Raw genomic sequence first — 14,430 nt, 5'->3', positions numbered from 1 at the left:
CATGAACTGGATACGGAGGGTGAACACGACCTTCGGCAAGATGACGGGTTTCCAGCTCACCAGGCTGCCCGCCGCCGTGCCCGCCGCCGTGCCCGCCGCCGTGCCCGGGGCCGAGGCGGACGTCAGGCCGCCGGCCGACCCGGCCTCTGACAGGCTGCTGCGCGAACCGGTCTTCCTCCTGTGCCCCGTCAGGTCGGGGTCCACGCTGCTGCGCGCCGTGCTCAACGCCCACTCCAAGATCCATGCCCCGCACGAGCTGCACGTGCGCAGGCTGACGGTCGGCTACGGCACGCCGCTGGCCGAGCGGGCCATGGACGCTCTCGGCCACAACAGAGCCGACCTGGAGCACCTGCTGTGGGACCGCGTGCTGCACAGGGAACTGCACAGGAGCGGCAAGCAGATCATCGTCGACAAGACGCCGGCCAACGCGTTCGTTTTCCAGCGCATCGCCACCTGCTGGCCCGACGCCAGGTACGTGTTCCTGCTCCGCCACCCCGCCTCCATCGCCCGCTCGTGGCAGGAGAGCACGGGCCGCTCCGCCGACGACGCGGTCGCCGACGCGCTGCGCTACATGAAGGCCGTCGACCGCGCGCGGAAGGCGCTGCCCGGCCTGACCGTGCGCTACGAGGACTTCACCGCCGATCCCGCGGGCAAGGCCGGTGAGATCTGCTCCTTCCTGGGCGTCGACTTCGAGCCGGCCATGCTGGAGTACGGCGACGCCCCCTGGGTCAAGGGCCTCGGCGACTGGAAGGACAAGATCCGCACCGGCGCCGTCCAGCCCGGCCGCCCGCTGCCCACGGCGGAGGAGGTGCCCGCCCCGCTGAGGGAGCTGACCGGCCGCTGGGGCTACCCATGAAGATCCACTACCTGCTCCTGCACGCCTACGGCACGGGCGGCACCATCCGCACCGTCCTGACCCAGGCGGGCTGGATGGCGGCGGCCGGCCACGAGGTCGAGATCGTCACCGCCGTCAGGCGGCGTACCAGGCCGGGTTTCGCCTTCCCCGAGGGGGTGAAGGTGCGCACCCTGGTCGACCAGCGTGCGGGCGTGCGTCCTCCGCAACTGCAGGCCAGGGTCCTGCGCAGGCTACGCGGCCACGTCGTGCCGCGCGGCGAGCCGGCGGCCGGCTACTTCACCCCCGAGGTGGAGGCCGCCGTCGCCGCCTGGCTGCGCGGGCTGACCGGCGGGATCCTCGTCACCACCAGGCCCGCGCTCAACCTGCTGGCCGCCAGGCACGCCTCGGGCCTGGTCCGCATGATCGCCCAGGAGCACATGAACCTCGCCTCCCACCGCCCGGCCGTGCAGAAGGCCATCAGGCGCGGCTATCGCAGGTTCGACGCCGTCACCGTGCTCACGGAGACCGACAGATCCCACTACGAGACGGTCATGCCCGGCGCCAGGATCATCCGCATCCCCAACGCCGTCCACCCCATGGAGCGCGAGCCCGCCGACCACGCCTCCACCAGCGTGATCGCGGCGGGCAGGCTGGTCCCCCAGAAGGGCTTCGACCTGCTCATCCCCGCCTTCGTCAAGGCCACGGAGAACCGTCCCGACTGGCGGCTGCGCCTCTACGGCACCGGCCCCAAGCAGGCCGAGCTCGTCACGCTTGCCGAGCCGGCCGCCTCCAGGGTCGCACTGATGGGCCGCACCGGCGCATTCCACCAGGAACTGGCCGCCTCCTCCCTGTACGTGCTCAGCTCCAGGTTCGAGGGCCTGCCCATGGTCATGATCGAGGCCATGGCCCACGGGCTGCCCGTCGTCGCCTTCGACTGCCCGACGGGACCGGGCGAGGTCATCACGCACGACGTCGACGGCGTGCTGGTGCCGCCGCAGGACGTCGAGGCGCTGGCCAGGGCGATCGCCGAGCTGATCGACGACGAGCCGCGGCGCAGGCGGCTCGGGGCGCAGGCCGTGCGGACCGTACGGGCCTATTCGAAGGGGGTGGTTGCCCCGATGTGGCTGGAACTGTTCAATGACCTGCAGACGGCGAGGCGAGGGGCCGATCGCAGGTCCCTTTCGTAAACTCCGGCAGGGTGAAGCGCGTGCTACACGGCATAGACGTGTCCAACTGGCAGGGAACGGTCGACTGGGCCGGTCACGCCGAGGACGGGGTCGCCTTCGGATTCGCCAAGGCGTCAGAGGGTGGCACGTGGGTCGACAAGTGGTTCGACCGCAACTGGCAGCTCATGCGCGAGCACTGGCTGGTCTGTGGCGCCTACCACTTCGCCAGGCCCAAGGGCGACCCCGGCGAGCAGGCCCGTCACTTCCTCCGCACCATCAGGAACGCGGGCGGCCTGCGCAGGGGCGACCTGGTGGCGCTCGACCTGGAGTCCGACGACGGGCTGCCGCCCGACCAGGTGGCCAGGTTCGCCCGCCGCTGGTGCAGGCAGATCGAGAAGCACGCGGGCATGCGGCCCTTCATCTACACCTTCCAGTGGTTCGCCAACGAGGGCAACTGCGCGGGCCTCGGCGAATACCCGCTCTGGATCGCCTCGCCGGAGAAGGCGAAGGGCAACCCGGTCGTGCCCAGGCCGTGGCGCGACTGGACCATCCACCAGTACGCCAACAGCCCTCTCGACCGCAACGTCTTCCACGGCAGCCGCGAGGACCTGACCAGGCTGGGTTACGACCCGCGATAGCATCGGTGTTCATCATCGAAACACTGCTATCCAAGGAGTCACCGTGTCAGCCGAGCTGCATATCACCCTCGCCGGAGCCGAGCGTGTGGTCGCGGCCGGCACGACGTACGGCGAGGCGCTCGAGGCCGACGGCCGCACCGTCGTCGCCGCCCGCGTCGGCGGTGAGCTCCGCGACCTGGCCTCCCCCGTCCGCGAAGGCGACGTGGTCGAGCCGGTCCAGATCAGCAGCGAGGACGGCCGCGCCATCCTGCGCCACTCCACCGCCCACGTCATGGCCCAGGCGGTGCAGGAGCTGTTCCCCGAGGCCAAGCTGGGCATCGGCCCGCCCGTCGACAACGGCTTCTACTACGACTTCGACGTCGAGACGGCCTTCCACCCCGACGACATCAAGCGCATCGAGAAGCGGATGCGCGAGATCGTCAAGCAGGGCCAGCTGTTCGCGCGGCGCGAGGTGTCCGACGACGACGCGCGCGCCGAGCTGGCGGGCGAGCCGTACAAGCTGGAGCTGATCGGCCTCAAGGGCGGCGCCTCGGCCGCCGAGGACGGCGCCGGCGTCGAGGTCGGCGAGGGCCAGCTGACCATCTACGACAACCTCGACCCCAAGAGCGGCGAGCTGTGCTGGAAGGACCTGTGCAGGGGCCCGCACCTGCCCTCGACCAGGGTCATCCCGGCCTTCAAGCTCATGCGCACCGGCGGCGCCTATTGGCGGGGCAGCGAGAAGAACCCGCAGCTGCAGCGCATCTACGGCACCGCGTGGGAGAGCCGTGAGAAGCAGGAGGAGTACCTCCACCTGCTGGAGGAGGCCGAGAAGCGCGACCACCGCAAGCTGGGCGCCGAGCTCGACCTGTTCTCCTTCCCCGACGAGCTGGGCTCGGGCCTGCCGGTCTTCCACCCCAAGGGCGGCATCATCCGCAGGGAGCTGGAGAACTACTCCAGGCGCAGGCACGAGGAGGGCGGCTACTCCTTCGTCAACACGCCCCACATCACCAAGGGGCACCTGTACGAGGTTTCGGGCCACCTCGACTGGTACAAGGACGGTATGTTCCCCGCCATGGAGGTCGAGGGAGCCGACTACTACCTCAAGCCGATGAACTGCCCGATGCACAACCTGATCTTCGGCGCGCGTGGAAGGTCCTACCGCGAGCTGCCGCTGCGGCTGTTCGAGTTCGGCACCGTCTACCGCTACGAGAAGTCGGGCGTGGTCCACGGCCTGACCAGGGTCCGCGGGCTCACCCAGGACGACGCCCACATCTACTGCACCCGCGAGCAGATGAAGGACGAGCTGGCGGGGGCGTTGCGCTTCACGCTCAGCCTGCTGCGCGACTACGGCCTGGAGGACTTCTACCTGGAGCTGTCCACCAAGGACCCGGAGAAGTCCGTCGGCTCCGACGAGGTCTGGGACGAGGCCACCCGCACGCTGCGTGAGGTGGCCGAGGCCGAGAACCTCGAGCTGGTCCTGGACCCGGGCGGCGCCGCCTTCTACGGTCCGAAGATCTCCGTGCAGGCACGCGACGCGATCGGCCGCTCCTGGCAGATGTCGACGATCCAGCTCGACTTCAACCTGCCCGAGCGCTTCGAGCTGGAGTACCAGGCTGCCGACGGCTCCCGCCAGCGGCCCGTCATGATCCACCGGGCGCTGTTCGGGTCGATCGAGCGCTTCTTCGGTGTCCTGGTCGAGCACTACGCGGGCGCCTTCCCTCCGTGGCTGGCGCCCGTGCAGGTCATCGGCATCCCGATCGCCGACGCGCACGCGCCGTACCTGCTCGACGTGGCCAAGAAGCTGCGCGAGCGCGGCATCAGGGTCGAGGTCGACACCGCCGACGACCGCATGCAGAAGAAGATCCGCAACGCGCAGAAGTCGAAGGTGCCCTTCATGCTGCTGGCCGGTGACGACGACATCGCCAACGGCGCGGTGTCCTTCCGCTACCGCAGCGGCGAGCAGAAGAACGGCGTCCCCGTCGAGGAGGCCGTCGCCGAGATCGTCAACGCCGTGGAGCGTCGCGTCCAGGTCTGAGTAGGGGCCTACTCATGCACGCGCGCGCCCGCCGGGAGACCCTCCTCAGGAAGCGATTCCAGGGGAGGAACATCCATGCGACTCACGCGCTTACTGGTGGCGGGCGGCCTCGGCCTGGCCGTCCTCACCGCGGTGACCGGCGCCGCGCAGGCGTCGAGCACGGCCGCGCCCAAGTGGAAGTGCTCGAACGGGGACGTCTGCCTGTACGACAAGCCCAACGGGGCGGCGCTGTTCTGGCAGGAGAGCGAGTGCGGCGTGCACGGCCTCGGCACGGGATTCCTCGGCAGGGCCAGCTCGGTCAGGAACCGGACGGGGACGACCGTGACGCTGTTCACCGTGTTCCACGCGAACGGGGGCCCGAACTCGCTCGCCGAGGAGATCGTCTCGGTCGAGGACGGGGAGAAGGTCAACCTCGAGGACGACGAGGACAACGCGACCGCGCTGGTCTACATCCCGTGTGACTGACACGCGTCAGAGCAGACCCCCTGCCGCCGCGCGGCAGGGGGTCTTCCCGCTCAGCGCTCGAACAGCCGGAAGGTGACCGCGGGACGCCCGTCGAACCGCTCGGCGGCCTGCCGCGTGACCCCTTCGAGGAAACTCCTGCAGTACGCCTCGGGATCCTCGTCGGTCAGCGCCTCGATGTAGGCGCGATGCTCGAGCAACGACCGCACGCCCTGCTCCAGGGTGTCGCCGACGTCCACCGCGTGGGTGGGCTCGTCGGCGCCCGCCACGGCCACCCAGCGCACCCCGTTCCACGGCTCCGGGCCGTCGCCGGGGAAGATCCATCGGTTGCCGGCGTCGGCGGCCGCGTCGAGCACCGCCCTGCCGACGGCCTTGTGGTCGGGGGTGTTCCAGTACCTCCCGCCCCACGTGTCACCGAAGTGCAGAGTGATCACCAGTTCGGGCCTGTGCCGGCGGATCGCCGCGGCCAGATCACGCCGCAACCTGACGCCGTACTCGATGATCCCGTCCTCATGGTCGAGGAACTCCACCTCGCTCACTCCGACCACGGCCGCCGAGGCCCGCTGCTCCCGCTCGCGCAGCGGCCCCGCCTTGGCCGGCTCGACGGTGTCTATGCCCGCCTCGCCGCGCGTCACGAGCAGGTAGGCCACCTCCCGGCCCTCGGCGGTCCACCTGGCGACGGCTGAGGCGCAGCCGTACTCCAGGTCGTCGGGATGCGCGACGATCGCCAGGGCGCGCCGCCAGTCCTCGGGCATGGGTGGGAGCGGTTCGGTCATCAGGGTCCTCCGTGTCGCTGTCGGGGACGGCCAGCGTAGCGATCGCGGGTCACGCGCCCGCGTCGTCAGGGCCTTCGCGTGCGGGCCGCGGCTCTCCGGGCAGCCGGACGTCGTCCACGGTGACGTTCACCTCGGTCACCCGCAGGCCCATCATCCTGCTCACGGTCGTGGCGACGTTGGTCTTGACCTCGGCGGCCACCTGCATGACCACGTGCCCGTACTCGATGACGATCGTCACGTCGACGGCGACCTGGCGGTCCTGGATGCGGGCGCCGACGCCCTGGTTGGCGCGGCGGGAGCCGATGCCGATGCGGTCGCGGACCGACTCGAGGGCGCGGGCCAGGTCGCCGCCGAGGTCGGCCACCCCTCGCACCTCCAGGGCGGCGAGCGCCGCCACCTTCTCGACGACCTCGTCGGCCACCGTGATGCGGCCTTTCACGACGGCGGCCGCGCCGGTGCCGTCGCTCGTGGCGATCGCGTCGGGAGAGGAGTCCTCTCCCGCATCCTCGCCGAGGTCGCCTTCGGTGTCCTCTTCGCCGCTCTCCTCGGCGTTCTGCGAGGTCTCGGAGCCCGGAGGGGCGGCGTCGGCGCGGGGGGAGGGGGCGGGACGCCAGGCCGGGCCCGGCGGTACGGCTGAGGTCGTCTCGGTGGCTCGCGGGGCTGGGGCGGAGGACTCGGTCTCCTCGGCCAAGGCTTCACTCATCGTGCCTCCTTTGCGGCTGTTTGGGATTGTGCCGGAAGGACTCCTGGTTTGTCCGGAGACCCATGGTCATATGCTGCAGAACATGCAGGAGAGCGAACCGATGGAGCAGGCTGGGGCGGGGTCGCCCGACAACTTCCAGCGGCTGTGGACACCGCACCGGATGGCCTACATCAAGGGGGAGAACAAGCCGAGCGGCGAAGGAGCGGGCGACGGCTGCCCGTTCTGCGAGATCCCGAAGATGAGCGACGAGGAGGGCCTGATCGTCGCCAGGGGTGAGACGGTGTTCGCGGTGCTCAACCTCTACCCGTACAACTCGGGTCACCTGATGGTCTGCCCCTACCGGCACGTCTCCGACTACGACGAGCTGAAGGACGACGAGATGACCGAGCTCGGCGACTTCACCAGGCGGGCGCTACGGGCGCTGCGCCAGGCCAGCGGCGCCCAGGGCTTCAACGTCGGCATGAACCTCGGTCACGTCGCGGGCGCCGGCATCGCCGCCCACCTGCACCAGCACGTCGTGCCCCGGTGGGGCGGCGACACGAACTTCATGCCCGTCGTGGCCGGCACCAAGGTGCTGCCGCAGCTGCTGCGCGACACCAGGAGGATGCTGGCCGAGGCCTGGCCGGGCGCCTGATTGGGCTCACACCTTGGCGAGCGGGCGTTCCTCCGTGGCGCTCCGTCCAGGGAGGGCCGCGATGCCCGCCGACAGGACCAGGGGGATCGCCAGGGCCAGGGCCATGGAGAGGACGGCGGCGCCCGAGTCGTTGACCAGGGTGCCGACCACTCCGCTGATGAGCGTGCCGATGAGGCCCGCCTTGAGCGAGGGGGAGTACTCGAAGGCGGCGGGCAGCACGCCCGCCGTCGCCTGGTCGGGCCGCATGACCGCGTAGACCAGGAACGCGACGGCGGCGATCACCACGGGCATCAGCGTGGGGCTGAGCAGCGTGCTGAGCATCGCCACCAGCTTGCGGACGATCACGTCGATCGCCTCTCCGCTGATCACCTGGCCGACGAACCTTCCCAGATGCGACTGCTCGGCCGCGGGCCGCAGGTAGTTGGCGATCGCGAAGCCCATCACGACGACGCCGCCCGCCACGCAGAACGCGCCCAGCTTCCACAGCGAGATCCGCTTGCCGAGGATCAGCAGGGCGGTCACGGCGATGCCGGGAACGAAGGCGATCACCCCGCCGAAGTCGCTGCCCATGCCCGAGCCGCCCAGCACCATCGCGAACGTGCCGAGGACGGCCACGACCGCGGCGCCCCAGGGCCGCGACAGCCGGTGCGCGATCACGGTGGCGCTCAGCAGCGTGCCCGTGGCGAGCAGGGCGAACGGGATGTTGCCCAGGCCGTAGTAGCGGGCGCCCTGCTCGGCGCTGAAGCCCATGAAGCTGTTGAGCTGCAGGGTGGTGCCGGTCAGCAGGTCTCCGGCGAGCGTGAGCGCCGTGACGCCCGCGACCACCGCCAGCGGCCCGAGCGGGCTGCGCCGCCACGGTCCCGCGAACGCGGCGAAGGTGATCACGGCCAGCCAGGCCAGCATGCCGCCGAACAGCTCCAGGTGCGTCGACCACGGCAGCAGGTTGACCAGGATCGAGGTGATGGGGATCGCCGCCAGCGTCACCGCCGCCGGCCGTACCCAGGAAAGGCCCTTGCGGCGGCGCAGCAGCACGAACGCGACGACGTAGAACAGCACCTGCAGCACGGCGAGGGCGATGAAGTAGTAGCCCTTCACCGAGCGCATGGTCTGGGCGGTCTGGTCGGCCTCCGCCATCTGATCGAACGTCGCGCCCGGCCCGTTGACCTGCATGACCTGGCCGACGACGCTGTCGGGCACGGCGACGCCCAGCTTGGTCAGCACAGTCGTGGTCAGGTCGGGCAGGATCGAGATGTCGTCGCGGCGGGTCGAGGCCGCGCCGAGCGCGTGCCCCTGCGCGCCGGGCTGCCGCAGCGCGGCCACCCGCAGGTGCGGCACCGAGCCGTGGTCGGACATGCCCGACAGCAGGACGGTGGTGTCCTGGGGCAGCACGGCCAGCAGCGCGCCCGCCTTGGCGTCGGCCAGGCGCAGTGCCGCCCGCCTGTCCTGGGCCGACAGCTTCTCCGCGACCCGGGGAAGCTTGCCGTCGTCGGAGATGTACGGCCTGATGAGATCGTCGACGTCCATGGCCACCAGACGGCAGCGCTCCAGCTCCTCGGTCTTCATCTGGATGGGGGAGGCGTAGTAGGTGGTCACCGCGCCCTTGCCGTCGGCGAGCCCGAGCGCGGCACCGGGCCCGATGGCGATCGCGCACTCCCCGGCCTTGGCCAGCGTGTCGCCCAGCAGGCCCGCGTAGCGCTGCCCGGCCACCTCGTGCAGGTAGTCGTAGTCGGGGATGACCGCGCCGCGTCCCTGCTGCTCGGGCATCGGAGGCGGCCCGCAGCGGTAGCCGGAGGCCGATCGGATGCCGGCCGAGACCGTCAGCCAGCCGTCATAGGGGCAGGTGATGTTGCCGACCGTGCGGACCGACATCGAACCGATGGCGCTGCCACCGGCCAGCTCCCACAGGTTGGGCGTGTCGGCCCTGGACAGGTCTGTCCAGTGCAGGCCGGAGACGCCGATGAGAGCGACCCGCTCCTTCTCCGAGGCGTGCGCGGGGGCCCAGCCCAGCAGCATCTGGCTGACCAGTACGGCCAGCACCAGCAGGGTCCGCCTCACGCACGACCTCCCGAGTCTTGACAATCGTCGGAGGCACGCTACACCGGCTCGTCGCTGTCAGGTGACGTGCTTCATGTAGCAGAGCGAGTTCGGCACCAGGTGGTAGGGCGGATAGACGGCGATGGGCGTGTACCCTTCGCGCTCGTACAGGCGCACCGCGTCGGGCTGCCTGTCACCCGTCTGCAGCACCACCCGCCCGGCCCCCAGACGCGCCGCGGCGCCCTCCGCCGCCTCCAGCAGGGCAGTGGCCACCCCGTTGCCGCGGTGCTCCGGGGCGACGAACATACGTTTGATCTCCAGGTCCGCGCCGAGCCTGCGCAGCGCCACATGTCCGACGGGGACGCCCCCGGCGGTGATCGCCACTCCGGTGTAGACGACGCTCTCCGGCGAGACGGAGAAGTCCTCGGGGAAGTCGAAGTCCCCCATGTCCGCGTAGCGCTCGCCCATCTCCTTGGACATCGCCTCGCGCAGCCGCACGGCGGCGGGGTCGTCCCATGCGACACTCTCGACGTTCACGCATCTCAGCCTATGCTCGCGCGCACGCACACCAGGGTGCCGCCCCCTCGCATGGCCGTGGGCGCGAAGCCGTGCGAGGACAGGACACGGGTGAGGTCGCCTGCCAGGACGGCGGCGCGGTCCGCGCCTGGCGGCTCGTAGAACAGCCAGAGCGTGCCGCCGGGGGCCAGCAGGCCGGCGATGAGGGCCAGCTCGGCGGCGGGGTCGCGGGTCCAGAAGAGGTTCACGTTGACCGCGAAGACCTTGTCGAACCGCTCGCCGTCGAAACGGATCTCCTCCAGCGAGGCCTGGACGACGGTCGCCCTGCCCGACGCCACGTGTGCGGCGTTGCGGGCGCGGGCCCTGGCGACCGCGGTGGCCGAGCGGTCCACAGCGGTGATCGTGCCCGTGGTCAGCCGGTCGCAGACCAGGGACACGGCCACGCCGGGGCCGCAGCCGATCTCCAGCAGGCGGTCGCCCGGCGCGACGTCGAGCGTGTCGACGGCCCATGACAGGCGTCGTGGTACGGCAGGCATACGCCCAGCCGTATCACAGCTCCGCGCTTCGCGGGCGCCGTCGCGGCGGCCCGCCACGCGCGCCAGGGGAGCGTCCCTCGGAGGGACGGCATGCGGTGACCCCGGAGGCGCGTGGCCCGGCGTGCCGTACGTGCTCGGATCAGGTGGCGGAGACGGTCGCCTCGGCGGGCTTGCTCTCCCGCGTGAGCGCGTCCAGTGACGTGACCAGGTACCTGCCGGGCGCCTGGGCGGTGTAGGAGGAGCCGCTGACGACCGCGATCAGGTTGCGGGCGTCGGCCGCCTGGCAGCTCCTGCCGGAGGCGGGCACCTTGTAGACGGCGTAGGAACGGGCGCCGGGCACCGGCGTCCACGTCAGCGCCGAGCCCGAGGACTTCAGCCCCGACGGCTTGGCGAGCGCGTCGCCGCCCTGCGGCAGCGGGAGCAGCGCGGGACGCGAGTAGTGCTCCTTGACCAGGCGGTCCATTACCTTCAGCGGGTTGGTGTCGAGCTGCTTGGCACTGAAGTAGACGTCACCGTCGATCTCCTCGAACCTGCGGTTCAGCGTCAGGTGCGCGGGGATCTCGCCGGGCTTCGTCCAGGTGGGCACGTCTCTCGCGCCGACCCGGTAGAGGCCCTGCCCGATGTACAGGCGCACGTCCGTGCCCTTGACCTCGTTGGCCCACCACGGTGCCAGCACCTTGTAGTCGGCAGCCTTGAAGCCGCGCGGCCAGTAGAGCTGCGGGATCAGGTAGTCGACGGTCCCCGCCTTGATCCACGCCCTGGCGTCGGCGTAGATCGCGTCGTAGGCCGACATCCCGGTGGTCGCCGAGCCCGTCGGGTCCTGCGCCTTGTTGCGCCAGATGCCGAAGGGGCTGATGCCGAACTTCACGTCCTTCTTGGTGTCGTGGACGGCCTTGTGCACCTGCGCGACGAGCTTGTTGACGTTGTCGCGGCGCCAGTCGGCGAGCTTGGCGCCGTCGCCGTACTTCCTGAACGCGGCGGTGTCGTTGAACGTGCCCCCGCCGCCCGGGTAGGGGTAGAAGTAGTCGTCGAAGTGGACGCCGTCGACGTCGTAGCGCTTGACGACGTCGGTGACGACCTTCACCACGTGGTCGCGCACCTGGGGCAGGCCGGGGTTGTAGTAGACCTGGTCGCCGTACTTCACCAGCCAGTCGGGATGCTGCCTGGCCGGGTGGCCCGCGGGCAGCCTGCCCACGTTGGCGTCGTAGGCGGCCCTGTACGGGTTGAACCACGCGTGGAACTCGAGGCCGCGCTTGTGCGCCTCGGCGGTCAGGAACGGCAGCGGGTCCCAGCCGGGGTCCTTGCCAGGAGTGCCGGTGAGGTACTGCGACCACGGCTCGTACGGCGACTTGTACAGCGCGTCGGAGGCCGGTCGCACCTGCACGAAGACCGCGTTGAGGTTGCGCCTGACGGCGTTGTCGAGGATCTTGACGTACTCGGCCCGCTGCTTGGCGGCGGTGAGGCCGGTCGCCGAGGGCCAGTCGATGTTCTTGACCGTGGCGATCCAGACGCCGCGCAGCTGGCGCTTGGGGTATCTGGCGTCGGCGACGCACTTCTCGGCCGGCTTGGCGGCGGTCTTGGCCTTCGTCTCAGGAGCCGCGGCCTCTGCGCCCGGGCCCCCGAAGGTGTAGGCGGCGGCAGTGGCGGCGATCGCGACAGCGGCGGCGGCAAGAAGAGGTCGTCCTGTACGCATAGTCCCTCAGTGTGACATCGCCACTGGGGTGCTTCGGCCAAAAAACGAAATGGATTTGTGATCGTAGTGTGACTCGGGGGGAGGACGTTACCCTCCCCCCAACGAGGGGTGTCAGTCCTCGGCTGTCACCTTGTCCGTCAGGTGTGACGGGAGAGGTTCGTAACGCAGGAACGTGCGCTGGAACGTCCCCGTCCCGTGCGACATGGACCGCAGGTCGATCGCGTAGCGGGTGATCTCCAGTTGCGGCACCTCCGCCTTCACCAGCGTCCGTCCCGTGCCCACGGGCTCGGTTCCGAGCACGCGGCCCCTGCGCGAGGACAGATCGGACATGACCGAGCCGACGTGCTCGTCGGCGACCAGCACCGCGATCTCGTCGACCGGTTCGAGCAGCAGGGTGGCCACCTTCGCCGCGGCCTCCTTCAGCGCCAGCGAGCCGGCGATCTGGAAGGCCATGTCGGAGGAGTCGACGGAGTGGGCCTTGCCGTCATAGAGCGTGACCCGCACGTCCACCATCGGGTATCCGGCCAGCACGCCCCGCTCCATCTGGGTGCGCACGCCCTTCTCCACCGACGGGATGAACTGCCGGGGGACCACGCCGCCGACGATCTTGTCAACGAACTCGAAACCCCCGCCGGAGGGCAGGGGCTCGATCTCGAGGTGGCAGATGGCGTACTGGCCGTGCCCGCCGGTCTGCTTGACGTTGCGGCCCATCGCCTGGCACCTGCCGCCGAAGGTCTCGCGCAGCGGCACCCTCAGGTTGACCCGTTCGACCTCGACGCCGTGGCGCTTGGCCAGCCGGTCGAGCAGGACGTCGGTGTGCGCCTCGCCCATGCACCACAGCACCAGCTGCCGCGTCTCGGCGTTGTTCTCCAGGCGCAGCGTCGGATCCTCCGCCACCAGGCGGGCCAGGCCCTGCGACAGCTTGTCCTCGTCGGCCTTCGACTTGGCCCTGATCGCGACGGGAAGCAGCGGGTCGGGCATGCTCCACGCGGTCATGAGCAGCGGCTGTTCGGGATCCGACAGCGTGTCGCCGGTCTCGGCCCTCGACAGCTTGGCCACCGCGACGATGTCGCCCGCCATGCCCTTGGCGATGCTGCGCTGCTGCTTGCCCAGCGGACTGGTCAGCGTGCCGATGCGCTCGTCGACGTCATGGTCCTCGTGTCCGCGGTCGGACAGGCCGTGTCCCGAGACGTGCACGGTCATGTCGGGGCGCAGCGTGCCCGCGAACACGCGGACGAGGCTGATCCGGCCCACGTAGGGGTCGCTGGTCGTCTTGACCACCTCGGCCACCAGCGGCCCGTCGGGATCGCACGCCTTGACCCGCACCGGCTTGCCGTCGGGGGTGGTGATCTCGGGCAGCGGGTGCTCGAGCGGCGAGGGGAAACCCTGGGTGATGAGCTCGAGCAGCTCCTGCGCGCCCACGCCCATGCCGCTGGCGAGCACGGGGTAGAAGTTGCCGCGCGCGACCGCCTTCTCCAGGTCGTCGATGAGCACCTTGGCGTCGATCGCCTCGCCGGACAGGTACCTGTCCATGAGGGACTCGTCTTCGCTCTCCTGGATGATTCCCTCGATCAGGCTGCCGCGGTACTCCGCGATCCGCGACTCGTACTCCGCGCCCGGATCCTTCTCCGTACGGTTTCCTGTCGCGTAGTTGTAGAACTTCTGCGACAGCAGCCCGATCAGCCCGGCCACATGACCGTTGGTCACGACCGGAAGGTAAAGCGGCGCGACTCCGTCTCCGAAGATCTCCTGGCACCCGGCCAGAACCTGGTCGAAATCCGCCCGCTGGTGGTCGATCTTGGTGATCACGACGGCCCGGGGCATGCCGACCTGTGTGCACTCCTCCCACAGCATCTGGGTCAGCCCGTCGATGCCGTCCGTCGCCGAGACCACGAACAGCGCGGCGTCGGCGGCGCGCAGCCCCGCCCGCAGATCGCCGACGAAGTCGGCGTAGCCGGGGGTGTCCAGAAGGTTGATCTTGATTCCGTTGTGGACCATGGGCGCGACCGACAGGTTCACCGAGCGCTGCTGGCGCACCTCCACCTCGTCGAAGTCGCTGACCGTGGTGCCGTCCTCCACGCGTCCCACGCGCTGGATGGCGCCCGTGGTCGCGAGCAACTGCTCGACCAGGGTGGTCTTGCCCGCTCCCGAATGGCCGACCAGTACGACGTTGCGTATCGCGTCCGCCCTGTCGGCCGCTGGTGCCCTGCCCGCGGCTCCTATGGCCGCGCCGTGGTGCTTCTCAGCCACATCGCCTCCGCTTCCGTTGGGACGGAGCTCGCAGGGGTACGGCGCGCGCCGCCCAATTCGTCGTTCGGTTCAGCGCCACGCCCAGCGGAGTCACCGCAAGGACGCGGTTAGTTCACCAAATACCCGTGTGGCGAATATCACAAGGGGGGCGAGGCAAAGAAGTGGTGGCGGCC

General features: G+C 70.2%; 13 protein-coding genes. 6 read left to right on the top strand and 7 right to left on the bottom strand.

All coding sequences use genetic code 11. The annotated features are described in order from the left end of the window. The first annotated feature begins 1 nt into the window (after position 1). The 5 genes from ACFSKW_RS10500 to ACFSKW_RS10480 all read left to right on the top strand — a co-directional run bounded on the left by ACFSKW_RS10500 (position 2) and on the right by ACFSKW_RS10480 (position 5,118). Complete coding sequence (locus ACFSKW_RS10500) at positions 2–856, top strand: sulfotransferase family protein (protein ID WP_379571692.1); 855 nt, start codon at positions 2–4, stop codon at positions 854–856. Then, positions 853–2,022, top strand: a complete 1,170-nt coding sequence (locus ACFSKW_RS10495) for a glycosyltransferase family 4 protein (RefSeq protein ID WP_379571690.1) — start codon at positions 853–855, stop codon at positions 2,020–2,022. The genes ACFSKW_RS10500 and ACFSKW_RS10495 overlap by 4 nt, the downstream gene beginning before the upstream one ends. 11 nt (positions 2,023–2,033) lie before the next feature. Further along, positions 2,034–2,639 (top strand): glycoside hydrolase family 25 protein, encoded by a 606-nt coding sequence (locus ACFSKW_RS10490; protein ID WP_379571688.1) that lies wholly within the window; start codon positions 2,034–2,036, stop codon positions 2,637–2,639. A 43-nt stretch (positions 2,640–2,682) separates the two neighbouring features. Beyond that, the gene (gene thrS, locus ACFSKW_RS10485; protein ID WP_379571686.1) at positions 2,683–4,653 is read left to right on the top strand and encodes a threonine--tRNA ligase; all 1,971 of its coding nucleotides are present in this window, start codon (positions 2,683–2,685) and stop codon (positions 4,651–4,653) included. Positions 4,654–4,728: 75 nt separating this feature from the next. Beyond that, positions 4,729–5,118 (top strand): peptidase inhibitor family I36 protein, encoded by a 390-nt coding sequence (locus ACFSKW_RS10480; protein WP_379571684.1) that lies wholly within the window; start codon positions 4,729–4,731, stop codon positions 5,116–5,118. 50 nt (positions 5,119–5,168) lie between these two features. Here the strand turns inward: ACFSKW_RS10480 and ACFSKW_RS10475 are convergent, their stop codons facing one another. After that, positions 5,169–5,891 carry a PIG-L deacetylase family protein gene (locus ACFSKW_RS10475; RefSeq protein WP_379571682.1) on the bottom strand — a complete coding sequence of 241 codons (723 nt, stop codon included), beginning with the start codon at positions 5,889–5,891 and terminating at the stop codon, positions 5,169–5,171. 49 nt (positions 5,892–5,940) lie between these two features. Further along, entirely contained in the window at positions 5,941–6,594 is a 654-nt protein-coding gene (locus ACFSKW_RS10470) for an Asp23/Gls24 family envelope stress response protein (RefSeq protein ID WP_379571680.1), read from the bottom strand. Between the two features lie 82 nt (positions 6,595–6,676). On the opposite strand from ACFSKW_RS10470, the gene ACFSKW_RS10465 reads away from it, so the two are divergent. Then, a complete protein-coding gene (locus ACFSKW_RS10465) occupies positions 6,677–7,228 on the top strand; it encodes an HIT family protein (protein ID WP_379571678.1) in 552 nt (183 codons plus the stop codon). Positions 7,229–7,234: 6 nt separating this feature from the next. Here the strand turns inward: ACFSKW_RS10465 and ACFSKW_RS10460 are convergent, their stop codons facing one another. From ACFSKW_RS10460 to ACFSKW_RS10440, 5 genes are all read right to left on the bottom strand, one after another. After that, positions 7,235–9,283, bottom strand: a complete 2,049-nt coding sequence (locus ACFSKW_RS10460) for a hypothetical protein (protein WP_379571676.1) — start codon at positions 9,281–9,283, stop codon at positions 7,235–7,237. Positions 9,284–9,340: 57 nt separating this feature from the next. Next, on the bottom strand, positions 9,341–9,799 hold the full coding sequence (locus ACFSKW_RS10455) for a GNAT family N-acetyltransferase (RefSeq protein ID WP_379571674.1): 459 nt from the start codon (positions 9,797–9,799) through the stop codon (positions 9,341–9,343). 5 nt (positions 9,800–9,804) lie between these two features. Continuing rightward, positions 9,805–10,314 (bottom strand): class I SAM-dependent methyltransferase, encoded by a 510-nt coding sequence (locus tag ACFSKW_RS10450; RefSeq protein ID WP_379571672.1) that lies wholly within the window; start codon positions 10,312–10,314, stop codon positions 9,805–9,807. Positions 10,315–10,453: 139 nt separating this feature from the next. Continuing rightward, complete coding sequence (locus ACFSKW_RS10445; RefSeq protein WP_379571670.1) at positions 10,454–12,007, bottom strand: glycoside hydrolase family 10-like protein; 1,554 nt, start codon at positions 12,005–12,007, stop codon at positions 10,454–10,456. Between the two features lie 111 nt (positions 12,008–12,118). Next, positions 12,119–14,257, bottom strand: coding sequence for an elongation factor G-like protein EF-G2 (locus ACFSKW_RS10440; protein WP_379571668.1), 2,139 nt, complete (start codon positions 14,255–14,257; stop codon positions 12,119–12,121). Positions 14,258–14,430 lie beyond the last annotated feature (173 nt).

This window comes from Nonomuraea mangrovi, from assembly GCF_042681425.1.
GTDB lineage: Bacteria > Actinomycetota > Actinomycetes > Streptosporangiales > Streptosporangiaceae > Nonomuraea > Nonomuraea mangrovi.
Note: the sequence above shows the minus strand (reverse complement) of the source record. Positions and strands in the feature narration are given on the sequence as shown.